Below are 21,162 nucleotides of genomic sequence, written 5' to 3'. Positions count from 1 at the left end.
GTCGCTATACTTAAGGTCATCGATGCATCCCCCCGGAGTTTCGCCATGCTTAAAGCCGCGATTGTCCTGATGCTGCTGGCCACCATCGCCAGCCTGTTCAGTGGCCTGTTCTTTCTGGTCAAGGACGACGGACATTCCACGCGTCTGCTCAAAGCCCTGACCGTACGGGTCACATTAGCTGCGCTGACTCTGGCGCTGATCACCTGGGGCTTCTATAGCGGCCAGTTGGTGTCCCACGCGCCGTTCTGAATCCGGCTACAGCACATACACAAAGATAAATAGCCCGACCCAGACCACATCGACGAAGTGCCAGTACCAGCTGGCCGCCTCAAAGCCGAAGTGTTTGTCGGGGTTGAAGTGCCCGCGCATGATCCGCACCAGCATCACGATCAGGATCAGGGTGCCCATGGTCACGTGGGCGCCGTGAAAACCCGTAAGCATGAAGAAGGTCGCGCCATAGACGCCCGAGCCCAGGGTCAGCCCCAGCTCGGTGTAGGCCTCGTGATACTCGTAGGCCTGCAGCACCAGGAAGCCGATGCCAAGCGCGATGGTCAGCCCCAGCCAGAACTTCAGTGCGCCGCGGTGATCCTTGCGCAGCGCGTGGTGGGCAATCGTTACCGTGACACTGGAGCTAACCAGCAAAATGGTATTGATCAGCGGTAAGTGCCACGGATCGATGACTTCTTTGGGTGGCGGAAACAGCTTGGGATCAGGCGTGTTGAGCAGCGGCCAGGCAAACTCGAAATTCGGCCAGAGCATGTGCGCCACGCCTTTGGCGCCTTCACCGCCGAGCCAGGGCCCGGCCAGGTTGCGCACATAAAACAGCGCACCAAAGAAGGCGATGAAGAACATCACCTCGGAAAAGATGAACCAGGACATGCCCCAGCGGAACGAGCGGTCCAGTTGCGGGCTGTAAAGCCCGGCACGACTCTCCTTGATCACCGCGCCAAACCAGCCGAAGAACATGTAGGCCAGGAACAGCGCGCCCAGGAAGAAGATCCATGGCCCATGGGATTCGGGGCGCCCGGCCTTGAGGTCGTTGAACCAGGTACCCAGGCCGAACACCGTGATAAACATGCCGATCGTGGCAATGATCGGCCACTTGCTTTGCGCCGGTACGTAATAGTGCTCATGCGAAGCCATTGAGTGTTCTCCTTATCGGGCGCCCTGTGTGGCCTGGCCCGCCAGGTGTGCAACCGGCGGGTGGCGAGCGGTGATATCGAACAGCGTGTAAGCCAGCGTCAGGTGTTTCACGTCCTTGGGCAGGTCGCGGTCGACGATGAAGCGCACCGGCATTTCGATGCGCTCTCCCGGTTGCAGCACCTGTTGGGTGAAGCAGAAGCATTCGGTCTTGTGAAAGTACGCCGCCGCTTCCGCCGGGGTGATGCTCGGGATCGCCTGGGCGCTCATCGGCTTGTCGGTCGGATTACGGGCGATGAACACCATCTGGTTGACCGCACCGGGATTGACGTCGATCTGATCGGCAGTGGAATAGAACTCCCAGACCATGTCGCTGGCATTGGTCGACATGAACTGCACCTTGACGCTGCGGTTCATATCGCTGACCTGGCTGCCTGCATACTGCCCGCCGGTCTTGCCGTTGATGCCGAACGCCTTGCACATCACGTCGTAGATCGGCACCAGGGCAAAGCCGAACGCGAACATCACCACGGTCAGCAGCATCAGCCGCAACACCAGGCGTTTGAGCGAGGTCCCTTCACTCATGGCTTATCCTCCGGCGTTTGCCGTTCATTTCACTTCCGGTGGGGTCTGGAAGGTGTGATAAGGCGCCGGTGACGGCACCGACCACTCCAACCCCTCGGCACCATCCCAGGGTTTGGCCGGTGCCGGAGCACCGCCGCGAATGCACTTGATGACAATGAACAGGAAGAAGATCTGCGTGGCGCCGAAGGTAAAGGCACCGATCGAGGAGACCATGTTGAAGTCGGCGAACTGCAGGTTGTAGTCCGGAATTCTGCGCGGCATGCCGGCCAGGCCGACAAAGTGCATGGGGAAAAAGGCCATGTTCATACCGACGAACGACAGCCAGAAATGCAGCTTGCCCAGGGTTTCGTCGTACATGTGCCCGGTCCATTTCGGCAGCCAGTAATAGGCCGAGGCGAAAATCCCGAAGATCGCCCCAGGCACCAGCACGTAATGGAAGTGGGCAACCACGAAGTAGGTATCGTGGTACTGGAAGTCCGCCGGGGCGATGGCCAGCATCAACCCGGAGAAACCGCCGATGGTGAACAGGATGACGAAGGCGATGGCGAACAGCATCGGCGTCTCGAAGGTCAGCGAACCTTCCCACATGGTGCTGACCCAGTTGAACACCTTCACCCCGGTCGGCACCGCGATCAGCATGGTGGCGTACATGAAGAACAACTCGCCGACCACCGGAATGCCGACCACGAACATGTGGTGCGCCCAGACAATAAAGGACAGGAAGGCAATCGCGCCGGTGGCATAGACCATCGAGGTGTAGCCGAACAGCGGTTTGCGCGAGAACGCCGGGATGATCGAGCTGACCGCGCCGAACGCCGGCAGGATCATGATGTACACCTCGGGATGACCGAAGAACCAGAACACATGCTGGAACAACACCGGGTCACCACCACCGGCAGCACTGAAGAAGCTGGTGCCGAAGTGGATGTCCATCAGCATCATGGTCACCACACCGGCCAGCACCGGCATCACCGCAATCAGCAGGAAGGCGGTGATCAGCCAGGTCCAGACGAACAGCGGCATCTTCATCAGGGTCATGCCCGGGGCACGCAGGTTGAGGATGGTGGCGATGACGTTGATCGCGCCCATGATCGAGCTGATACCCATCAGGTGGATGGCGAAGATGAAGAAGGTCACGCTTTCCGGGGCGTAGGTGGTTGATAGCGGCGCATAGAAGGTCCAGCCGAAGTTAGGCCCGCCGCCCGGCATGAACAGGGTCGAAACCAGTAGCAGGAAGGCCGCTGGCAGCAGCCAGAAGCTAAAGTTGTTCATCCGTGGCAGGGCCATGTCCGGCGCGCCGATCATCAGCGGAATCATCCAGTTGGCCAGGCCGACGAAGGCCGGCATCACCGCGCCGAAGACCATCACCAAACCATGCATGGTGGTCATCTGGTTGAAGAACTCCGGCTGGACGATCTGCAGGCCGGGCTGGAACAGCTCGGCGCGGATCACCATGGCGAACGAGCCGCCGAGCAGGAACATCATGAAACTGAACCACAGGTACATGGTGCCGATGTCTTTGTGGTTGGTGGTCAGCACCCAGCGCATCAGGCCCTTGGCCGGTCCGTGGGCGTGCTCATGACCATGACTGTGGTCGTCGATCACTGCGCTCATGTCCTGTCTCCTGCAGTCCGGTGGCTGGTGCGGGAATACCTGTCAGGCCGGCTCATTTGCTTTCTGCCTGCTTGATCGCCAGCACATCTTTTGGCGTGACCATGTCGCCTTTGTTGTTGCCCCAGGCGTTACGCTCGTAGGTCACCACGGCGGCGATATCCACTTCCGACAGCTGCTTGCCGAACGCGGCCATGGCGGTGCCGGGCTTGCCGTGGAAGACGATGCTCAGGTGATCTTCCTTGGGACCGGTGGCGATCTTCGAACCCTTGAGTGCCGGGAACATCGGCGGCAGGCCCTGGCCCTCGGCCTGGTGACAGGCCACGCAGGTGGTGTGGTAAACCTTGTCGCCGCGCTCGACCAACTCTTGCAGGGTCCAGTCCTTGCTGGTCAGCTCCTTGAGCTTGGCCGCCTCGGCCTTGCGCTCGGCAAGCCAGGTGTCGTAATCGGCCTTGGACTTGACCTCGACCACCACCGGCATGAAGCCGTGGTCCTTGCCGCACAGTTCAGTGCACTGGCCGCGGTAAATGCCGGGCTTCTCGACCCGGGTCCAGGCCTCGTTGACGAAGCCGGGAATGGCGTCACGCTTGACCGCAAAGGCCGGCACCCACCAGGAGTGAATGACGTCGGCGGCAGTGACCAGAAAGCGCACTTTGGCCCCCACCGGCAACACCAGTGGCTGGTCGACTTCGAGCAGGTAATGCTCGTCTTTGGGGGCTTTGTTGTGGATCTGCTCGGCGGGGGTGACCAGGTTGCTGAAGAACTCGACGTCCTGGCCCAGGTATTTGTAATGCCACTTCCATTGGTAGCCGGTGACCTGGATATCCACATCCGACTCGCTGGCATCGTAGATGTCGATCAGGGTCTTGGTCGCCGGAATGGCCATCGCCACCAGGATCAGGAACGGCACCACCGTCCACATGATCTCGACCCAGGTGTGCTCGTGGAAATGCGCAGGCTGCTGGCCGGTGGAACGACGGTGGATGATCATCGACCAGAACATCGCGCCAAAGACCACCAGGCCAATGATCACGCAGATCCAGAAAATGATCATGTGCAGGTCGAACACTGCGTTGCTGACTTCAGTCGCCCCTGGCGCCATGTTCACGGTCCAGGCGGCGTTGGCCTGACCGAATACCGACCACAACAGGAGGCCCATCCAGACGTGTGGATGTCGCATCATTGCGGGTTCCCCTTATCGTTCTTGTTATCCCGGAGGCGTGGACCTACGGCTAAGGGTACGGCGGCCAAGACTGCGAACTTCGACGACCGAGCCCCTGCGAACTGCAGTCGGGCCTCATCAGCGAATCACTTTCAAACCGGAGTATAGACAGCGACCTTGACCACGCAATGCGATAACGGAATTCAAACTGGCGCAGTTGAACGTTTGCGCGCCAGGCCGCGGTTTGTCTGGGGTGAGAGCACAATGATGGCATTTAGATATAATTGTTGACTATAAGTGGTTCCGGGTTATGCAAAATACGTCTTAGCGGATTACAGAACCGAGCTACCTTATGTCTTCCGTTTGTCACGCCTTTACCCTGGAGTTGTCATGAACATCGCCGCTTTGCGCGAGCAGATCACCCGTGCCCATCAACATGAGACCGAAACCGGCCAACTGAAAGAACAACTGATCAAACAACTGCCGCACCTGCATCCTTCGATTCAACTGCCGGAAAGCGACGCCCAAGGCGCCTTGGCGCGCTTCGTCAGTGCCTACATCGAACAGGTTCCGGAAATGCTCGAGGCCGCCAATGAAGTGGCCCGCGAAGCCGGTATCGAATCGCAGATCAAGCCGGTGCTGAAAATCGCTGAACAGTATTTCCTGCAACCACCAGCCATCACCAATACCCATCTGGGCCTGGGATGCCTGCTGGACGAAGCCTACCTGGCGCACCGTCTGGTGGAAGAAGTCAACGACCTGTACATCAAGCACTTCCAGCAACCGCTGATTCCGCTGGACACCACCGTGGCCAACCTGATCGCCCATCAACTGATCGGCGAAGAATTTGCCAACCAGCTGGATGAAGTGGTGCACCACTCTGTGGACGAAATGCTCAATGAAGAGAGCTTTGCCCTGGAGTCGGTCGAGCAATACCGCGACAAACTCAGCAGCCCGGACACAGGCGCCGCGTGGAAGCGCTGGCCGTGCCTGTCGCGGCAACTGGGTGTGGGGCTGGATCAGCCGGTGTGAGGCGCAAAAATTCGCGGGGCAAGCCCGCTCCTACCGGTGATCTCCGGTGGAAGCGGGCTTGCCCCGCGATAAGGGACGCTTAGTAGCGTCCTCTCGGGGTAGCGCAAGGGATTGGCTGGCCTGCCGCCAAGGGCAAGAAGCTGTCGCTTGCCGCGTCGTAAGCCTCAATCTGGCTGGTTTCGATGTCATAGATCCAGCCATGGATGTACAGCTGGCCAGCCGCCAGGCGCGAGGCTACCGAAGGGTGAGTGCGCAAGTGGTGCAACTGGGCAATGACGTTTTCCTTGGTCAGTACCTGCATGCTCTCATGCTCGCTGCCGCAGGAGCAGTTGTCCTCGACCACTGTACGGGCGACTTCCGCATGGCGCAGCCAGGCCTTGACCGTCGGCATCTTCTCAAGGCTCTGTGGATTGAGTACCGCGCGCATTGCACCGCAATCGGAGTGACCGCAAATGATGATGTGGTGTACGCCAAGGGCCAGGACTGCATATTCGATCGCGGTGGACACACCACCGTTCATCTGCCCGTAGGGCGGTACGACGTTGCCCACGTTACGGGTAACGAACAGATCGCCGGGGGAGCTCTGGGTAATCAACTCGGGCACGATGCGCGAGTCGGCACAGGTGATGAACATCGCACGAGGCGTTTGTGCGGTGGCGAGCTTCTTGAACAGCTCCTGCTGTTCAGGGAAGACGTCGTGGTGAAACCGCAGAAAGCCGTCGACGATATGCTTCAGGGCGGCATCGGCGCTCTCGGCGGGTACTTCCGGAACGGCCTTGGATGGGTCCTTGACGGGCATGCTTCATCCTCTTTGACGTTTTAGGTTAAGTCCATTTTACCGGGTTGATGATTCAAACAGCGCATGACATTTGGATGTATGACGCGCACCAACAATCACATCCGTTGTTGGCTGAATTCCTGCGCTACTCGGCGAAACCAAACCAAAACCGAATTGCGAGCCTCTAGGACGGGCATTACAGCGATCCAAAGCGTTGTCTGGGCAATATCAAAAAAACATCAATGGCCAACCCCCAGTATTGAAATCAGAGCAGTGACATCTGCCTGCCAGGCGGACAAAAGGCCATGCAATCAAGAGAGTAGCCTTCGCGCTGGTTCAACCCGAGTCGGCGAATCGCTTTGCGAAAGCGCTGCGCCAGCAACTCGGCAAATACCCCTTCGCCGCGCATGCGCGCACCAAAGCGGCTGTCGTACAACTCGCCGCCACGACTCTGGCGGATCAGGCTCAGGACATGGCTGGCCCGTTGCGGGTAATGATCCAGCAACCACTGCTCAAACAATGGCGCGACCTCCAGCGGCAGCCGCAACATCATGTAGGCAGCACTCAGCGCACCATTGGCCTTGGCGGCCTCCAGCAGATGCTCGAGCTCACTGTCGTTGATCATCGGGATCATCGGTGAACACAACACCCCCACCGGGATACCTGCCTCGCTGAGTACGCGAATTGCCCGCAACCGAGCCTTGGGCGCTGCGGCGCGCGGCTCCAGGGTGCGTTTGAGCTCGTCATCGAGTGTGGTGAGGCTGATCATCACGGCCACCAGACGCTGCTGCGCCAGCTCGGCGAGCAGGTCCAGGTCACGCAGGATCAGCGAACCCTTGGTGACGATGGTGACCGGGTGACGATAGCGCAGCAGCACTTCGAGCAGACGTCGGGTCAGCTTCTGCTCGCGCTCGATGGGCTGGTAAGGGTCGGTGTTGGAACCCAGGTTGATCGGCGCACAAACATAGCCTGGCTTGCTCAGTTGCTGCTCCAGCACCTCGGCGGCGTTGGTCTTGGCGATCAGCCTGGTTTCAAAGTCCAGCCCGGGGGACAGGTCCCAATAGGCATGACTGGGACGCGCATAACAGTAAATGCAGCCGTGCTCACAACCGCGATAGGGATTGATCGAGCGGTCGAAGGGCAGGTCGGGAGAATTGTTGCGGGTGATGATGGTCTTGGCGGTTTCGTTTCGTACCTCGGTACCTTGGGTCAGCGGTACTTCCTGGTACCAGCCGTCATCCTCGACCACTGAACGATGAGGGGCGAAGCGGTTGTCGGGGTTGTTGGTGGTGCCACGCCCCCGTAGCGGTCCTTGAGGAGTGAACATCAGTAGAAACCCCGAATACTGTTTTTATGTACAGTACTCGGGGTGGGTTCAAGTTTCCAGTACCGCTGAGCTGTCAGTCGGCGCTGACGATTGATTGCGCACGGTCAATGAACGCCTGGATGGATGCCGACATTGATCGCGACGCCCCCGGCGCCAGCAGTTCACGCCGCATGGCCTGCCCCAGGCGCGAGTCGAAAACGCCCTGGTCCTTGAACCAGGCAAACACATCAGTGGCGTGCTCTTCAGCCCACAGGTAGCAGTAAAAGCCCGCTTCATAACCTGTAACCATGTAGTCAAAGCCGTTGGCAAAACGATCATTGCTTGCCAGCGGCAACACCTGAGTGCGGGCATAGACATCCGCAACCACTTGCTCGATGCTGCGATCATTGCCGTAACTACGATGCAGTTCAAAATCGAGCAGCGCCTTCTTCAGACCGTCGGCCTTGTCCAGACCCCGCTGCGTGTTTCTTGCTTCCAGCCAGCGCTGCACTTCAGCCAGAGCAGCGCGCTCGCCGCCGGTTCGGTGCGTGGATACAGATTGCAGGCTCTGAGCTGACCAGCACCATTGTTCCAGGAGCTTGCCGGCGAACTCCGAAAAGTCGTGACCCAATTCATGAATACTGTTTAAACGCCTGTGGGCATTGGTCATCAGTATCTGATGCAGACAATGGTGAAACTCATGGAACAGTTTGCACAGGTCCTTGTGTCCTAACTGCAGCCCCCTTGGCTCGTAGTAACCGAACAAGGCTGCGACAGGTCGCGTCAAGGTGCCATCGGCATCAACATGTCGATGGCGAATGGCAAGTGACCACGGCCAGGCCGGCTTGCCTGGACGGATAAAAGCGTCGAGGTAGATATGGCCCAAGACATCGCCAGCTTCGACAACTTGCAGCACCTGTACTTTGGCGTCCCAGACTTCGGCGTCAACTTTCTTAATTGATATGCCATACAACTGCTCGACCAAGCCAATCAGCCCGCTTAGGGCCGTTTCGAACGAAAAGTATTCGCGCAAGGCTTGGTCCGGGTCGCTCCCCTCATGCTGACGCATCTTCTGCGCATAAAACGCATAGTCCCAAGGCTGTAGATCATCGCAGCCCTGTTCCCTGGCAAACGAACGCAGCTGATCGGCCTCCCGCTCAAGTCGTGGCCGTTCACGCGCTATCAGCGTGTTCAAGAACGTTTCGACTTCAGCTGTCGATTGCGCAGCCTTGGTTTGCAGGCTCAGTTCGACAAAATCAACAAAGCCCAAAAGCTGCGCCTTTTCGTGGCGTAACCGTAGCAATGCCTGCAACACCGGACCATTGTCATGCTGGGATTGCCCGGCGGCCTGATCGGAAGCACGCGTCACATAAGCCAGATACATCTCTTTGCGCAGCTCGCGGCTATCGGCATATTGCAGGACCGTTTTGCACACCGGTTCATCAAGCGTCAACAACCAGCCACTGAGCCCGCGGGCTTGCGCTTTGTGCTGCATGTCCGCCAGGTCCGCAACGGGTATGCCTGCCAACACTTCGACGTCGGTTATGTGCTTGCTCAAGTCATCTTTCGCGGCGCGAAGCTTCTCCTGAAACTCCCATTCAAGGCCTACAATAGCTGTTTCCTGAGCAGCAAATTGCTGGCGACCAGAGCGGTCAAGATTCGCCCCCTCGAGACGAAAATCTCGAAGGATACGCTTGAGTACCGCCACCTGTTCATCGCTGAGGTCAGCAGGATCTAGTCGTTGATATGCACTGAACAGCGCCTGATTCTGATGCTTGGCTGTGCGATAGGCCCTGCGCTCAGCATCGCACTCACCGACAGCAGATCCCCACTCATCGCTGGTAAATGCCAATGGCACCAAGGGGTAAAAAGTGTCTTCCAGGCGTTTATCGAGCGCCTCAACAGCCAGCACCAGACCGTTCCAGCTTGGGTTGTCGGCCTCACGTTCGATGATTAGCGCCAACGCGCTGCGGTTTTCTTCGACAATTTGCTGTATTGCGGGCTGAAGGTCCTCTACTTGTACGCTTGCGTAGGGGAACAGATCGAATGGTTGTAGCAGAGGGTTGGGACGGGTCATGACTCACTCCTTGTATGCATGGCAGGACCCGCAACCTAGCGCCAGGGAGTGTACAGACTCGTCTATTTAACTACCGCAGATCGGCGCCCCGATGTGCTATCGGGGCACCGCGCCAGCCTTATTCGGCTGGCTTTTTCAGCTTGGGATTAGGGAAGAACTGCACCGTCTGCACCTTCGCCTCGGCCGGTTTGACTTCGACCTTGTTGACCCGGGTACCCAGCTCTTTGGGCACCGACAACCCCTGTTCATTGAGGGTGTCGGAGAACCCGCACGCCACGCACTCACGATGCGGAACGCTGTCTTCGCTCCACATCATCAGCTTGTCCGGCTCGCTGCACGCCGGGCAAACCGCCCCGGCGATGAAGCGTTTTTTGGTTATCACAGGCCCATCACTCATGCCGCTGCTTCCTCACTCAAGCCACTGTGGCGCAAGAGTGCATCGATTGAAGGCTCACGGCCACGGAAGTCGACGAACAGCAGCATCGGCTCCTGGGAACCGCCACGGGCCAGGATCGCTTCACGGAACGCGCGGCCGGTTTCAGCGTTGAGCACGCCTTCTTCCTCGAAACGCGAGAAGGCATCGGCCGAGAGCACTTCAGCCCATTTGTAGCTGTAGTAACCCGCGGCATAACCGCCGGCGAAGATATGCGCAAAGCTGTTGGGGAAGCGGTTGTACGCCGGTGGACGCATGACCGAAACCTCGTCGCGAACACCTTCGAGCACCTGCAGTACGCTGCGGCCGTCGCCATGGCTGGCATGCAGTTCGAAGTCGAACAGCGAGAACTCCAGCTGGCGGACCATCATCAGCCCCGACTGGAAGTTCTTCGCCGCCAGCATCTTCTCCAGCAAGTCCTGCGGCAGGGCTGCGCCGGTTTCGTAATGACCGGAGATCAGCGCCAGGCCTTCCGGTTCCCAGCACCAGTTTTCCATGAACTGGCTTGGCAGCTCGACCGCATCCCAGGCCACGCCGTTGATCCCGGAGACCCCGGCATGATCGATGCGGGTCAACAGGTGATGCAGGCCATGACCGAACTCGTGGAACAGGGTGGTGACTTCGTCGTGCGTCAGCAGCGCCGGCTTGCCGGGTGCTGCCGGGGTAAAGTTGCACACCAGGTTGGCCACCGGGCTCTGCAGCACGCCGGCTTCGGTACGGCGACGATCACGGGCACCGTCCATCCAGGCACCGCCGCGCTTGTTGGCGCGAGCGTAAAGGTCGAAGAAGAAACGTCCGACGTGTTGGCCGTGTTCCTTGATCTCGAACAGGCGCACGTCTGGATGCCAGGTATCGAAACCCTTGAGTTCGGCGATTTCGATGCCGTACAGGCGCTGGACGATGGCGAACAGGCCGGAAAGCACCTTGTCGATAGGGAAGTAGGCGCGCAATGTTTCCTGGGAAACGCTGTAGCGCTGCTCACGGAGTTTTTCGCCGTAGAAACCGCTGTCCCAGCTCTGCAGGTCCGGGCAGCCCTGCTCGGCGGCATAGGCCTTGAGCTGGGCCAGGTCCTGGGCGGCGAACGGTTTACTGCGCTTGGCCAGGTCACGCAGGAAGCTCAGCACCTGATCGCTGGATTCGGCCATTTTGGTGGCCAGGCTCAACTCGGCAAAGTTGGCGTAACCGAGCAGCTCGGCCAGTTCCTGACGCAAGTCGAGGATCTCGTGCATTACCGGGCCGTTGTCGAACTGACCGGCATTCGGGCCCTGATCGGAGGCACGGGTGCAGTAGGCGGCGTAGATCTCTTCGCGCAGGGCGCGGTCTTCGGCGTAGGTCATCACCGCGTAGTAGCTGGGGAACTCCAGGCTGATCAGCCAGCCGTCGAGGCCCTTGGCCTGAGCGGCGGCAGCCATCTGTGCCTTGGCCGAATCGGTCAGCCCGGCCAGCGCCGCTTCGTCGGTAACGTGCTTGGTCCAGGCCTGGGTGGCGTCGAGCAACTGATTGGAGAAACGGCTGCCCAGCTCACTGAGCTTGCTCTGCACTTGCGCGTAACGCTGCTGCTGATCGGCCGGCAGGTCGATACCCGACAGGCGGAAGTCACGCAGGGCGTGTTCGAGAATAGTCTTTTGCGCGACATCGAAGCCCGCCGCTTCAGGGCTGGCGATCAGCGCTTCGTAAGCCTGAAACAGCTCACGGTTCTGGCCCAGTTCGGTGGCATACGCGCTCAATGCCGGCAGGCAGGCCTCGTAGGCTTCGCGCAACTCGGCGCTGTTGCACACCGCGTTGAGGTGGCTGACCGGGCTCCAGGCAGCGCCCAGGCGGTCGTTGAGTTCGTCCATGGCCAGCACCAGACCGGCCCAGCTTGGATTCTGGCCCTGGGTCTTGAGGATGTCGGCAATGGCAGTACGGTTGTCGGCCAGGATCTGTTCAATCGCCGGCTGCACATGCTCGGCACGGATCGCCGAGAAGGGCGGCAAGTCATAAGACTTCAGTAACGGGTTGTTCGCACTCACGGTTAAACACCTTGGCAGAAGAAACATGGGACCATCTTAATTACAATCGACGCCGACCGCAGCCCTATCAATACCAAAGAGAACCCCTATCATGGCCACCCGCAGCTTCCAGAACCATTCACCCCGTTTGGGCGAGCGCGCATTCGTCGACCGCAGCGCCGTGGTCCTGGGGGATGTCGAGATTGGCGCCGACAGCTCGGTATGGCCATTGACGGTGATCCGCGGCGATATGCACCGCATCCGCATCGGTGCGCGCACCAGCGTGCAGGATGGCAGCGTGCTGCACATCACCCACGCCGGGCCGTTCAACCCGGATGGTTTCCCGCTGTTGATCGGCGATGAAGTAACCATTGGTCACAAAGTCATGCTGCACGGCTGCACCCTGGGCAACCGGATCCTGGTCGGCATGGGCAGTACCATCATGGACGGCGCGGTGGTCGAAGACGAGGTGATCATCGGTGCAGGTAGCCTGGTTCCACCTGGCAAGCGCCTGGAAAGTGGCTTTCTGTATGTCGGCAGCCCGGTGAAACAGGCCCGTGCCCTGACCGAAAAAGAACGCGCGTTCTTTCCGTACAGCGCCAGCAACTACGTGAAACTCAAAGACCAGCACCTTGCCGAAGGCTACCACCTGCCTGAGTGAACGTGCCTACAGCCCTTAGCGAGACAGTCATGCACCAGCAAAACATCCTTTTCGACCTCGACGGTACCCTGACCGACCCGCGCCTGGGCATTACCCGCTCGATCCAGTATGCCCTGGCCAAGCTCGGCATCGATGAGCCGGACCTGGCACGCCTGGAGCACTTCATCGGCCCGCCCTTGCTGCAGGCGTTCATGCAGTTTTATGGCTTCGACGAAGCCAAGGCCTGGGACGCGGTGAACTTCTACCGTGAGCGCTTCAAGATCACCGGGTTGTACGAGAACCAGGTGTTCGACGGCGTCCAGCCATTGCTAGAAGCCTTGAACGGGCAGGGCAGGACGCTGTACATCGCCACCTCCAAACCCTGGGAGTTCGCCCGCGAGATCGCCCGGCACTTCCAGTTCGATCATCACTTCAAGGTGATCTACGGCAGCGAGCTCGACGGCACCCGTACCAACAAGGTCGAACTCATCGCCCACCTGCTGGCTGAAGAAGCGCTGGACCCGGCTCAGACGCTGATGATCGGCGACCGCAAACATGACCTGATCGGGGCCCGCAGCAATGGTCTTGAGGCGGTGGCGGTGGGTTATGGGTTTGGCAGCCATGAAGAGCTGACGGCGGAGCAGCCGGCTTATCACTTTGCGACCTTGAGTGAGTTGCATCAGGCTTTTCTGCGGGCTTGAGGGCCTTATCGCGGGGCAAGCCCGCTCCTACCGACGCTGTGGGAGCGGGCTTGCCCCGCGATGCTTTTCAAGGCCTGATGCCGCTGTTCAAGGGGTAGCCTGCCCAAGGTTTCGACCCGCTCATAAAACACCTCCCAATCCCCGCTCACCTGGGCAAACAATCCTGCAAACGCCGGCACCCACTGGTCATACAAACCAAATGGCAGCAGCTTGGCATTGTTCATCGGTGCATTGATCCAGGCGTCATAGCGCCCTTTGCCTCCCCACTGACTATCACGCAGCGTCCGGTAATCACGGCGCAAGCGTTCGAATTCGGCCTGTTTGCCCGCGCGTTTGCCTGACTCGCTCAGCGGTGCTGCATACAGTGTCTTGAGCCGCTCCCGGCTGGCCAGCACCAACGCCACGAACTGGTCACGCTGCTGACCGTCGTCCTGCGTCTGCGCCGGTAGGCCACGAGCAGCCCGCCACTGGCGAGCGCCTTGCTGCTCGACGAAGGTGGCAAAGGACTCATTGAACGCGGTGTCGTCCTGCACATACAGGCGCTGATGCGCCAGCTCATGGAAGATAACGCTGGCCAATCGCTCGTCGCCCCACCCAAGCATGGAGCTGAGGATCGGGTCATCGAACCAGCCCAGGGTCGAGTAGGCTTCCACCCCACCGACATAGACATCCAGCCCCTGCTGTTTCTGCAACGCCGCGGCCCCGCGGGCAGCACCCTGGCTGTAGTAACCGCGATAGGCGACGCAACCGGCAATCGGGAAACAATGGGTCTGGGGTTCGAGCGAAAATTCCGGGGTGGCGAACACATTCCACACCACGAACGGGCGGCCAATGTCGGCATACACCCGATAGCTGCGGTTATCCGGCAGCTTCAGTTGTGCGCTGGCAAAAGCCCGTGCCTGTTCGGCCTGAAGCAGATGCTGGCGCAGTTTGGCCGGGGTGGCTGGGTCCGCTACCAGCTCGGCCACCGGTTGACGGGCCTGCAACAGCTGCAACTGTCCGCTGGCCAGTTGCCCGTAGTAACTGATGCTGGAGCAACCGTTGAGCAGCCCGAACGCCAACAAGGGAACCAAGTAGCGAAAAAAATGGTCGAGTGCCCCATGACTTGAGCGCAATAAAAGAAATAGTCGAAGCATCCGCGTCCCGTTATCCGCTCAAAGGCTCATCAGCTTCAAGACTATCCTGCCCGGCTGGAGTTTTGCCATGCGTACACTGCTTGTCATCAGTGCTCTTCTGCTTCTGTCCGGCTGTGCCGGGTTGTTGTTGCCTCATCCCGACCCGAATCAGGCCTGGATCGACCTCGCCACCGGCCAGGACGATACCTTGCATGCTGTGGAAGTGGACGACCGGGCCTGGGCCGACAAACGCTATTTCGAAGTGTCGCCAGGCAGCCATGAGCTGACCGTGCGCTACCTGTTTCCGGTAACGCCGAGCAATATCGGCCCGGTCAGTGAACCGCTGTGGCGCGATTGCCAGCTGAATGTGAAATTCAAGGATTTCAGTGCCGGACAACGCTATCAGCTTGAAGCCGGCAGCATCGGCTTTCGGCCATGGGCCAAGCTGTATGACGAGCAGCGCAATCTGGTCAGTAAAGGGCTACCGGCGGGCTGCCAGCGCACCTGATAGCGCGAATGGCGCTATGCTTGTGCTTTAGTAGGTTGCAAGCGGGAGTTTGCCATGCGCCAGCCAATGATGCTGATTGCCCTCAGTACCCTGGGGGCTTGCGCCAACCCCTTGCCGCCTGTTGATAGCAAACAGGCCTGGGTCGACCTCTACACCATGACGCCCGGCAAGTTGCTGATGGCCGACCGCCTGGATGGCGAGCGCCTCAACGACGGGCGCTTCTTCCAGGTCACACCGGGCAAGCACGAGTTGACCGTACGCTTCGATTTCGAGGTGTATTCCGGGGGCTTCTCGATGAATCCGGTAGAGCGCACCTGTTACCTGAAAGTGCGCTACGACCACTTTGAAGCCGGCCAGCGCTATCGCCTCGAAGCGCGGGCGCCAGCCATGCAACCCAGCGCCTATCTCTACGACGCGCAGCGCAAGGTCGTCGCCGAAGAAGCCAACGACAAATTCTGCATTCCCTGACGCCTAGCGATCATTTTTCTGGTAGATGATCTTCTTGGTGCCACCCTCACAGCTGCCAACGACCATGTTCTGGTCGTGAACATCCTCGTTCTTGACGATTTCCAGGGTGTAGGAGCTCACGTTATTGGCCTGGATCTTCGCTTCGATCTCGGCCTTGAGCTCTTCGCAATTCTTTGGCGCAGCCAGCGCAGAAGTCGCCAGCAGCGAAGCCAGCACAGCAATTGCAACACGGATCATGGGACAGCTCCTTGTGACGGCAGTGATTGTGCCGACACCTATTTGACCACAAGCGGGTGTTCCGGTTCTGCCTCCGCCCTTGCGCCAGCACGTTCAGTTCGATTGCATCCCAGGCATTGAATCCTCAGGAAGTGCCCATACAGAGTTAAAAAGGCCATCGCGCAATGCCGGCCAACTGACTGCCGAGGAGGCTTAACTGCCCATGAAGCGACTTGCAGACATCAAATTTTCCACCCTCGACCTGGTCCCGGTGCGTGCCGACGGCAGCCCGGCGCAGTCCCTGCGCAACTCGCTGGACCTGGCGCAACACGTGGAAAAATTCGGCTACAACCGCTTCTGGGTCGCCGAGCACCACAACATGGACGGCATCGCCAGTTCGGCCACCGCTGTGCTGCTCAGTTACCTGGCCGGCGGCACTTCGACTATCCGCGTCGGTGCCGGTGGCGTCATGCTGCCCAACCATGCGCCGCTGGTGATTGCCGAACAGTTTGGCACCCTGGAAAGCCTCTATCCCGGTCGTATTGACCTGGGCCTGGGGCGTGCACCGGGTTCTGACCAGATGACCGCTCGTGCCCTGCGTCGTGAACGCTCCGGCAGTGCTGACGATTTTCCTGACGATGTCGAAGAGCTGGTGCGCTACCTGGGGCCTCGGACCGCGGACCAGAAAGTTATCGCCGTGCCCGGCCATGGCACCAACGTGCCGATCTGGCTGCTCGGTTCCAGCCTGTTCAGCGCCCAGCTGGCCGGCATGCGCGGCCTGCCCTATGCCTTTGCCTCGCATTTCGCCCCGCGCTACATGCACGAAGCTATCCGTATCTACCGTAACCACTTCCAGCCTTCGGCAGTGCTCGAAAAACCGTATGTGATGCTGGGAGTGCCACTGGTTGCGGCCGACACCGATGAGCAGGCCAATTACCTGGCGACCTCGGTGTATCAGCGAATTCTTGCCCTGATGCGCGGCCAGAGCCTGGTACAGCGGCCACCGGTGCAAAGCATGGACGGCCTGTGGCTGCCCCATGAACGCGAGGCGGTGGGTGATTTCCTGGGACTGGCGATGGTTGGCGGACCACAAAAGATCCGCGCCAAACTCGATGTCTTGCTGGAGCAAACCCAGGCAGATGAGCTGATCTTCACCTGCGACCTGTATGAGCATGCGGACCGGATTCGATCCTATGAGTTGCTGTCTCAGGTGATGCGCGGAAATTGAAGGATTTATCGCGGGGCAAGCCCGCTCCCACTGTTCAACCTGTGGGAGCGAGCTTGCCCCGCGATTGCTATCAGCCGCGCTTGTAGACGATTTCCTTGGTGCCGCCTTCGCAGGTCCCGACGACCTTGCCGCCCGCCGCTGCACCCTTGTCAACGATCTCCAACGAATAGCCGCTGACGCCTTTGGCATCAAGCTTGGCGGCTATTTCACTCTTCAATTCTTCGCACGGTTTGCCCGCGGCAAGGGCAGTGCCCGCCAGCGCCATCAAACCCAGTGCCACTACCAACTTCTTCATCGATCGCTTTCCTTGTTCAGATCAAAGTGGAGGAGGGCGCCGGAACCCGTCCGGGCGCCTCAGGACTGTGTAACTCAATTGACCCGCACAAGCCAGTGTCATGCCTTCAGCTGTTGACGATACGGAATCCCACCTTGAGCGTTACCTGAAAGTGCGCCGCCTTGTTGTCCTTGATGTGCCCGCGGGTGTCGACCACTTCGAACCACTCAAGGTGCTTGATGCTTTTGCCCGCTTCGGCCAGGGCATTGTTGATCGCCTCTTCGATGCTGTTGGGTGACGAGCCGACGAGTTCGATTTTCTTGTAAGTGTGGTGATCCGACATGAGCAGTCTCCTTTTTCGAATGTGAACTTTGAGACTAGCAGTGCCAGACTGTTTTACCTGTAGGGCACATTACTCGGAAAAGTCAGACTGCACTTTTTCGGCCCCGCGAAGTCGGAACCAGAACAGCTCACTCACACCTCGAAGGAGAGCCACCATGGCCAACCATTCGCTGCGTAAAGCGTCGCTGCAAAGTATGGAAGCGGAGATCGAAAGCCTGCTCAAGTCGCTGGAAAGCCTCAAGGACGACGCCTCGGATGAGTCGCGCAAGACCCTCAAGACGCTCAAGGGCAACGCCGAGAACGCCTTGCGTCATTCGCGCAGCCTGCTCAGCGATGCCTATGAAGAGGTGAAAACCAAGACCCGCCAGACCGGCCTGGCCACCCGCGACTACGCCCAGGAACACCCCTGGACCACCGCTGGCGTAGCCATTGGTGCCCTTGGCCTGCTCGCCGCCTACCTGATGTGCAGGCGCGATAACTAATCGCTCTGGCGCGCCAGCTCGGCGCGTAACCATCCGGCCAGTTGCTCGGCGCGCCCATCCGCGGCGCGTCGCGGCACCCACAACGCCAAGGCAGCCTGCGTCTGGCAAAAGCCCCAGGGTGCAGCCAGACGCCCGGCACGCAAGTCATCGGCCACCAGCGGCTGCGGTGCGATTGCCACGCCCAGGCCGGCTACAGCCGCTTCCAGCAAGTAATACAGATGCTCGAAATCCTGGCCATAGCGCAGCGCCTCAGGGTTGATACCCTGTTGCTGCGCCCAGCTTGGCCAGGCCTGTGGACGTGAGGTGGTCTGCAGCAGGGTCTCTTCCAGCAAAGCCTCAGCCGGTGCCTGTTGCAGGCGGGCGAAGCCTGTGAAGTGCGGGCTGAGCACCGGACCGATGCGCTCCTGGGCCAGCACATGCACCTGCATATCGGCCGGCCAGGGCGGCTCGGCGAACACCAGCAGGGCATCAAGGCCGGGACGACGCGGGTCGAGGTCGCCTTCACCAGCGGACAAATGCAGACGCAATTCCGGCAAGTCCGCCTTCAGACGGCCCAGTCGTGGAATGAACCAGCGTGCCAGCAAACTGCCGGAGCAACCGAGCACAAACGGCGCGTCGGCACTGCTCTGGCTCAACTCGGCACACACACTGCGCAAGCGCTCGAAGGCATCGGAGCTGGCATCGCGCAAACGCAAGCCGGCATCTGTGAGTTTAATGCCACGCCCATCCTTGACGAACAGGCTGACCCCTAGATGCTCCTCCAGCACCTTCAGCTGCCGGCTGACGGCACCATGAGTAACGTGCAGTTGCTCGGCAGCCTGGCTGACGCTGTTGAGCCGGGCAGTGGCTTCGAAAGCCCGCAGGGCATTGAGGGGAGGCAGGTCCTGGCGCATAACGTGTGAGTTTTCCTGACATGTTCAAGCAATCTTATCGGTTTTCAGCCGCGCCTGTCGTGGTTACAGTAAAGCCATTCCCAGTCTTCACTACGCCCTGGAGCGACCCATGACCCAGACCAACTTCCGCGCCGGCCCCGATGCCAATGGCCTGTTTGGCGCATTCGGCGGCCGCTACGTGGCTGAAACCCTGATGCCGCTGGTGCTCGACCTTGCCCGCGAGTACGAAGCCGCCAAAGCCGATCCTGAGTTCCTTGAGCAGCTGGCCTACTTCCAGCGCGACTACATCGGCCGTCCCAACCCGCTGTACTTCGCCGAACGCCTGACCGAACACTGTGGCGGTGCAAAAATCTTCTTCAAACGTGAAGAGCTCAACCACACCGGCGCGCACAAAGTGAACAACTGCATCGGCCAGGTACTGCTGGCCAAGCGCATGGGCAAAAAGCGCCTGATCGCCGAAACCGGCGCCGGCATGCACGGCGTGGCCACCGCCACCGTGGCCGCACGCTTCGGCCTGCCTTGCGTGATCTACATGGGTGCTACCGACATCGAGCGCCAACAGGCCAACGTATTTCGCATGAAGCTGCTCGGCGCCGAGATCGTCCCGGTGACCTCCGGTACCGGCACGCTCAAGGACGCCATGAACGAGGCCCTGCGCGACTGGGTCACCAACGTCGAAGACACCTTCTACCTGATCGGCACCGTTGCCGGACCACACCCGTATCCGGCGATGGTTCGCGACTTCCAGTCGATCATCGGCAAGGAAACCCGCGCCCAGCTGCAAGAGAAAGAAGGCCGCCTGCCCGACAGCCTGATCGCCTGCGTTGGCGGCGGTTCCAATGCCATGGGCCTGTTCCATGACTTCCTCGACGACACCAGTGTGCAGATCATCGGCGTCGAAGCCGGTGGCCACGGCGTCGACACCGACAAGCACGCCGCCAGCCTCACCGGTGGTGTTCCGGGCGTTCTGCATGGCAACCGCACCTACCTGCTGCAGGATGCCGACGGCCAGATCACCGACGCCCACTCGATTTCCGCCGGCCTGGACTACCCGGGCATCGGCCCTGAACACGCCTACCTGCATGAAGTGAAACGCGTCGAGTACGTCAGCATCAACGACGAAGAAGCCTTGGCCGCGTTCCACACCACCTGCCGCCTGGAAGGCATCATTCCGGCCCTGGAAACCTCCCACGCCCTGGCCGAAGCGATCAAACGCGCCCCGACCCTGCCCAAGGATCACCTGATGGTGGTGTGCCTGTCCGGGCGTGGCGACAAAGACATGCAAACCGTGATGAGCCATATGGCTGCCCAGGAGAAACAGGCATGAGCCGGATCGAACAACGCTTCGCCGAACTGAAGGCCGAAGGCCGTTCCGCACTGGTCACCTTCATCACCGCCGGCGACCCTGGCTACGATGCCTCGCTGGCGATCCTCAAAGGCCTGCCGGCTGCTGGCTCCGACGTCATCGAGCTGGGCATGCCGTTCACCGATCCGATGGCCGACGGTGTGTCCATCCAGTTGGCGACCTTGCGTGCCCTGGAGGCTGGCCAGACCCTGGCGAAAACCTTGCAGATGGTTCGCGAGTTCCGCGTCGACAACCAGACCACGCCGATCGTGCTGATGGGCTACTACAACCCCATCCACCGCTTTGGCGCCGAAGCCTTCGTCGCCCAGGCCAAGGAAGTGGGGGTCGACGGTCTGATCATCGTCGACCTGCCGCCTGAGCATGACGCTGAGCTGGCTACCCCGGCCCAGGCATCCGGTATCGACTTCATCCGCCTGACCACCCCGACCACCGACGACGTGCGCCTGCCGCGCGTGCTGGAACGCAGCTCCGGCTTCGTCTACTACGTCTCGGTAGCGGGTGTCACCGGTGCGGGTTCGGCCACTACCGAACAGGTCAGCAGCGCCATCGAACGTCTGCGCCGGCATACCGACCTGCCGATCAGCGTCGGTTTCGGTATCCGTACCCCAGAACAGGCGGCAGCCATCGCCAAACTGGCCGATGGTGTGGTGGTCGGTTCGGCGCTGGTCGACAAGATTGCCCAAGCCAAGTCGGCTGATCAGGCCGTGGGTGATGTGCTGGAGCTGTGTTCGGCGTTGGCCCAGGGTGTGCGGGGCGCGCGCAAGGCTTGATTCTGGAGCGGTGGGAGCGGGCTTGCCCCGCGATTGCGGTTTGT

General features: G+C 60.2%; 24 protein-coding genes. 10 read left to right on the top strand and 14 right to left on the bottom strand.

The window, feature by feature from the left end; all coding sequences use genetic code 11:
* Positions 1-45 precede the first annotated feature (45 nt).
* Positions 46-249, top strand: coding sequence for a twin transmembrane helix small protein (locus PSAKL28_RS00455; protein ID WP_028942629.1), 204 nt, complete (start codon positions 46-48; stop codon positions 247-249).
* A 6-nt stretch (positions 250-255) separates the two neighbouring features.
* Here the strand turns inward: PSAKL28_RS00455 and PSAKL28_RS00450 are convergent, their stop codons facing one another.
* Genes PSAKL28_RS00450 through coxB form a run of 4 tightly spaced genes read right to left on the bottom strand, consistent with a single transcriptional unit; the run spans position 256 to position 4,519 of the window.
* Positions 256-1,143, bottom strand: a complete 888-nt coding sequence (locus PSAKL28_RS00450; RefSeq protein WP_038605220.1) for a cytochrome c oxidase subunit 3 — start codon at positions 1,141-1,143, stop codon at positions 256-258.
* A gap of 12 nt (positions 1,144-1,155) precedes the next feature.
* Positions 1,156-1,725, bottom strand: a complete 570-nt coding sequence (locus PSAKL28_RS00445; protein WP_038605218.1) for a cytochrome c oxidase assembly protein — start codon at positions 1,723-1,725, stop codon at positions 1,156-1,158.
* Between the two features lie 24 nt (positions 1,726-1,749).
* A complete protein-coding gene (ctaD, locus tag PSAKL28_RS00440; RefSeq protein ID WP_038605216.1) occupies positions 1,750-3,339 on the bottom strand; it encodes a cytochrome c oxidase subunit I in 1,590 nt (529 codons plus the stop codon).
* 52 nt (positions 3,340-3,391) lie between these two features.
* Complete coding sequence (coxB, locus tag PSAKL28_RS00435; protein WP_038605213.1) at positions 3,392-4,519, bottom strand: cytochrome c oxidase subunit II; 1,128 nt, start codon at positions 4,517-4,519, stop codon at positions 3,392-3,394.
* Between the two features lie 369 nt (positions 4,520-4,888).
* On the opposite strand from coxB, the gene PSAKL28_RS00430 reads away from it, so the two are divergent.
* Positions 4,889-5,530, top strand: a complete 642-nt coding sequence (locus PSAKL28_RS00430) for a hypothetical protein (protein ID WP_038605210.1) — start codon at positions 4,889-4,891, stop codon at positions 5,528-5,530.
* 79 nt (positions 5,531-5,609) lie between these two features.
* Here the strand turns inward: PSAKL28_RS00430 and PSAKL28_RS00425 are convergent, their stop codons facing one another.
* The 5 genes from PSAKL28_RS00425 to prlC form a co-directional block, all read right to left on the bottom strand.
* Positions 5,610-6,329 (bottom strand): carbonic anhydrase, encoded by a 720-nt coding sequence (locus tag PSAKL28_RS00425; protein ID WP_038605207.1) that lies wholly within the window; start codon positions 6,327-6,329, stop codon positions 5,610-5,612.
* Positions 6,330-6,573: 244 nt separating this feature from the next.
* Entirely contained in the window at positions 6,574-7,635 is a 1,062-nt protein-coding gene (locus PSAKL28_RS00420) for a PA0069 family radical SAM protein (protein ID WP_038605204.1), read from the bottom strand.
* Between the two features lie 73 nt (positions 7,636-7,708).
* The gene (locus PSAKL28_RS00415; RefSeq protein ID WP_038605202.1) at positions 7,709-9,691 is read right to left on the bottom strand and encodes a M3 family metallopeptidase; all 1,983 of its coding nucleotides are present in this window, start codon (positions 9,689-9,691) and stop codon (positions 7,709-7,711) included.
* Between the two features lie 118 nt (positions 9,692-9,809).
* Complete coding sequence (locus tag PSAKL28_RS00410; protein WP_038605199.1) at positions 9,810-10,088, bottom strand: YheV family putative zinc ribbon protein; 279 nt, start codon at positions 10,086-10,088, stop codon at positions 9,810-9,812.
* Positions 10,085-12,163: an oligopeptidase A gene (prlC, locus tag PSAKL28_RS00405; RefSeq protein WP_075226416.1), complete on the bottom strand. Its 2,079-nt coding sequence runs from the start codon at positions 12,161-12,163 to the stop codon at positions 10,085-10,087. The genes PSAKL28_RS00410 and prlC overlap by 4 nt, the downstream gene beginning before the upstream one ends.
* Positions 12,164-12,227: 64 nt before the next feature.
* Between prlC and PSAKL28_RS00400 the strand changes: the two genes are divergently transcribed.
* Positions 12,228-12,776, top strand: coding sequence for a gamma carbonic anhydrase family protein (locus tag PSAKL28_RS00400; protein WP_038605193.1), 549 nt, complete (start codon positions 12,228-12,230; stop codon positions 12,774-12,776).
* Between the two features lie 29 nt (positions 12,777-12,805).
* Positions 12,806-13,456: an HAD family hydrolase gene (locus PSAKL28_RS00395; RefSeq protein WP_038605189.1), complete on the top strand. Its 651-nt coding sequence runs from the start codon at positions 12,806-12,808 to the stop codon at positions 13,454-13,456.
* Positions 13,457-13,461: 5 nt separating this feature from the next.
* Here the strand turns inward: PSAKL28_RS00395 and PSAKL28_RS00390 are convergent, their stop codons facing one another.
* Positions 13,462-14,592, bottom strand: coding sequence for an aminopeptidase (locus PSAKL28_RS00390; protein WP_051939115.1), 1,131 nt, complete (start codon positions 14,590-14,592; stop codon positions 13,462-13,464).
* 67 nt (positions 14,593-14,659) lie between these two features.
* On the opposite strand from PSAKL28_RS00390, the gene PSAKL28_RS00385 reads away from it, so the two are divergent.
* Both PSAKL28_RS00385 and PSAKL28_RS00380 read left to right on the top strand, forming a co-directional pair.
* On the top strand, positions 14,660-15,079 hold the full coding sequence (locus tag PSAKL28_RS00385) for a PA0061/PA0062 family lipoprotein (RefSeq protein WP_038605186.1): 420 nt from the start codon (positions 14,660-14,662) through the stop codon (positions 15,077-15,079).
* 54 nt (positions 15,080-15,133) lie between these two features.
* Positions 15,134-15,547, top strand: a complete 414-nt coding sequence (locus PSAKL28_RS00380; protein ID WP_038605184.1) for a PA0061/PA0062 family lipoprotein — start codon at positions 15,134-15,136, stop codon at positions 15,545-15,547.
* Positions 15,548-15,550: 3 nt separating this feature from the next.
* Here the strand turns inward: PSAKL28_RS00380 and PSAKL28_RS00375 are convergent, their stop codons facing one another.
* The gene (locus PSAKL28_RS00375) at positions 15,551-15,784 is read right to left on the bottom strand and encodes a DUF1161 domain-containing protein (RefSeq protein WP_038605181.1); all 234 of its coding nucleotides are present in this window, start codon (positions 15,782-15,784) and stop codon (positions 15,551-15,553) included.
* A 202-nt stretch (positions 15,785-15,986) separates the two neighbouring features.
* Here PSAKL28_RS00375 and PSAKL28_RS00370 point away from each other — a divergent pair, with 202 nt between their 5' ends.
* Positions 15,987-16,991 (top strand): LLM class flavin-dependent oxidoreductase, encoded by a 1,005-nt coding sequence (locus PSAKL28_RS00370; protein WP_038605178.1) that lies wholly within the window; start codon positions 15,987-15,989, stop codon positions 16,989-16,991.
* A gap of 70 nt (positions 16,992-17,061) precedes the next feature.
* Here PSAKL28_RS00370 and PSAKL28_RS00365 read toward each other — a convergent pair whose 3' ends face one another.
* Both PSAKL28_RS00365 and PSAKL28_RS00360 read right to left on the bottom strand, forming a co-directional pair.
* Positions 17,062-17,286: a DUF1161 domain-containing protein gene (locus tag PSAKL28_RS00365; protein ID WP_038605175.1), complete on the bottom strand. Its 225-nt coding sequence runs from the start codon at positions 17,284-17,286 to the stop codon at positions 17,062-17,064.
* A 106-nt stretch (positions 17,287-17,392) separates the two neighbouring features.
* Positions 17,393-17,608 carry a dodecin gene (locus PSAKL28_RS00360; protein WP_038605173.1) on the bottom strand — a complete coding sequence of 72 codons (216 nt, stop codon included), beginning with the start codon at positions 17,606-17,608 and terminating at the stop codon, positions 17,393-17,395.
* A gap of 154 nt (positions 17,609-17,762) precedes the next feature.
* Here PSAKL28_RS00360 and PSAKL28_RS00355 point away from each other — a divergent pair, with 154 nt between their 5' ends.
* Positions 17,763-18,089, top strand: coding sequence for an ElaB/YgaM/YqjD family protein (locus PSAKL28_RS00355; protein ID WP_038605170.1), 327 nt, complete (start codon positions 17,763-17,765; stop codon positions 18,087-18,089).
* Here PSAKL28_RS00355 and PSAKL28_RS00350 read toward each other — a convergent pair.
* Positions 18,086-18,982 carry a LysR family transcriptional regulator gene (locus PSAKL28_RS00350; RefSeq protein ID WP_038605167.1) on the bottom strand — a complete coding sequence of 299 codons (897 nt, stop codon included), beginning with the start codon at positions 18,980-18,982 and terminating at the stop codon, positions 18,086-18,088. The genes PSAKL28_RS00355 and PSAKL28_RS00350 overlap by 4 nt on opposite strands.
* Before the next feature lie 109 nt (positions 18,983-19,091).
* Between PSAKL28_RS00350 and trpB the strand changes: the two genes are divergently transcribed.
* On the top strand, positions 19,092-20,309 hold the full coding sequence (trpB, locus tag PSAKL28_RS00345; protein ID WP_038605164.1) for a tryptophan synthase subunit beta: 1,218 nt from the start codon (positions 19,092-19,094) through the stop codon (positions 20,307-20,309).
* The gene (gene trpA / locus PSAKL28_RS00340) at positions 20,306-21,118 is read left to right on the top strand and encodes a tryptophan synthase subunit alpha (protein ID WP_038605163.1); all 813 of its coding nucleotides are present in this window, start codon (positions 20,306-20,308) and stop codon (positions 21,116-21,118) included. Before trpB ends, trpA begins: the two co-directional genes overlap by 4 nt.
* Positions 21,119-21,162 lie beyond the last annotated feature (44 nt).

Source organism: Pseudomonas alkylphenolica (assembly GCF_000746525.1).
Taxonomy (GTDB): domain Bacteria; phylum Pseudomonadota; class Gammaproteobacteria; order Pseudomonadales; family Pseudomonadaceae; genus Aquipseudomonas; species Aquipseudomonas alkylphenolica.
Note: the sequence above shows the minus strand (reverse complement) of the source record. Positions and strands in the feature narration are given on the sequence as shown.

Excerpts from the sequence above, each read along its gene's own strand:
- PSAKL28_RS00360 (WP_038605173.1), bottom strand. The coding sequence starts at position 17,608 with ATGTCGGATCACCACACTTACAAGAAAATCGAACTCGTCGGCTCGTCA.
- PSAKL28_RS00450 (WP_038605220.1), bottom strand. The coding sequence starts at position 1,143 with ATGGCTTCGCATGAGCACTATTACGTACCGGCGCAAAGCAAGTGGCCG.
- PSAKL28_RS00455 (WP_028942629.1), top strand. The coding sequence starts at position 46 with ATGCTTAAAGCCGCGATTGTCCTGATGCTGCTGGCCACCATCGCCAGC.
- PSAKL28_RS00350 (WP_038605167.1), bottom strand. The coding sequence starts at position 18,982 with ATGCGCCAGGACCTGCCTCCCCTCAATGCCCTGCGGGCTTTCGAAGCC.
- PSAKL28_RS00410 (WP_038605199.1), bottom strand. The coding sequence starts at position 10,088 with ATGAGTGATGGGCCTGTGATAACCAAAAAACGCTTCATCGCCGGGGCG.
- trpB (WP_038605164.1), top strand. The coding sequence starts at position 19,092 with ATGACCCAGACCAACTTCCGCGCCGGCCCCGATGCCAATGGCCTGTTT.
- coxB (WP_038605213.1), bottom strand. The coding sequence starts at position 4,519 with ATGATGCGACATCCACACGTCTGGATGGGCCTCCTGTTGTGGTCGGTA.
- PSAKL28_RS00425 (WP_038605207.1), bottom strand. The coding sequence starts at position 6,329 with ATGCCCGTCAAGGACCCATCCAAGGCCGTTCCGGAAGTACCCGCCGAG.
- PSAKL28_RS00365 (WP_038605175.1), bottom strand. The coding sequence starts at position 17,286 with ATGAAGAAGTTGGTAGTGGCACTGGGTTTGATGGCGCTGGCGGGCACT.
- PSAKL28_RS00370 (WP_038605178.1), top strand. The coding sequence starts at position 15,987 with ATGAAGCGACTTGCAGACATCAAATTTTCCACCCTCGACCTGGTCCCG.
- PSAKL28_RS00430 (WP_038605210.1), top strand. The coding sequence starts at position 4,889 with ATGAACATCGCCGCTTTGCGCGAGCAGATCACCCGTGCCCATCAACAT.
- PSAKL28_RS00420 (WP_038605204.1), bottom strand. The coding sequence starts at position 7,635 with ATGTTCACTCCTCAAGGACCGCTACGGGGGCGTGGCACCACCAACAAC.
- trpA (WP_038605163.1), top strand. The coding sequence starts at position 20,306 with ATGAGCCGGATCGAACAACGCTTCGCCGAACTGAAGGCCGAAGGCCGT.
- PSAKL28_RS00415 (WP_038605202.1), bottom strand. The coding sequence starts at position 9,691 with ATGACCCGTCCCAACCCTCTGCTACAACCATTCGATCTGTTCCCCTAC.
- prlC (WP_075226416.1), bottom strand. The coding sequence starts at position 12,163 with ATGTTTCTTCTGCCAAGGTGTTTAACCGTGAGTGCGAACAACCCGTTA.
- PSAKL28_RS00380 (WP_038605184.1), top strand. The coding sequence starts at position 15,134 with ATGCGCCAGCCAATGATGCTGATTGCCCTCAGTACCCTGGGGGCTTGC.
- PSAKL28_RS00400 (WP_038605193.1), top strand. The coding sequence starts at position 12,228 with ATGGCCACCCGCAGCTTCCAGAACCATTCACCCCGTTTGGGCGAGCGC.
- PSAKL28_RS00355 (WP_038605170.1), top strand. The coding sequence starts at position 17,763 with ATGGCCAACCATTCGCTGCGTAAAGCGTCGCTGCAAAGTATGGAAGCG.
- PSAKL28_RS00395 (WP_038605189.1), top strand. The coding sequence starts at position 12,806 with ATGCACCAGCAAAACATCCTTTTCGACCTCGACGGTACCCTGACCGAC.
- ctaD (WP_038605216.1), bottom strand. The coding sequence starts at position 3,339 with ATGAGCGCAGTGATCGACGACCACAGTCATGGTCATGAGCACGCCCAC.
- PSAKL28_RS00445 (WP_038605218.1), bottom strand. The coding sequence starts at position 1,725 with ATGAGTGAAGGGACCTCGCTCAAACGCCTGGTGTTGCGGCTGATGCTG.
- PSAKL28_RS00385 (WP_038605186.1), top strand. The coding sequence starts at position 14,660 with ATGCGTACACTGCTTGTCATCAGTGCTCTTCTGCTTCTGTCCGGCTGT.
- PSAKL28_RS00375 (WP_038605181.1), bottom strand. The coding sequence starts at position 15,784 with ATGATCCGTGTTGCAATTGCTGTGCTGGCTTCGCTGCTGGCGACTTCT.
- PSAKL28_RS00390 (WP_051939115.1), bottom strand. The coding sequence starts at position 14,592 with ATGCTTCGACTATTTCTTTTATTGCGCTCAAGTCATGGGGCACTCGAC.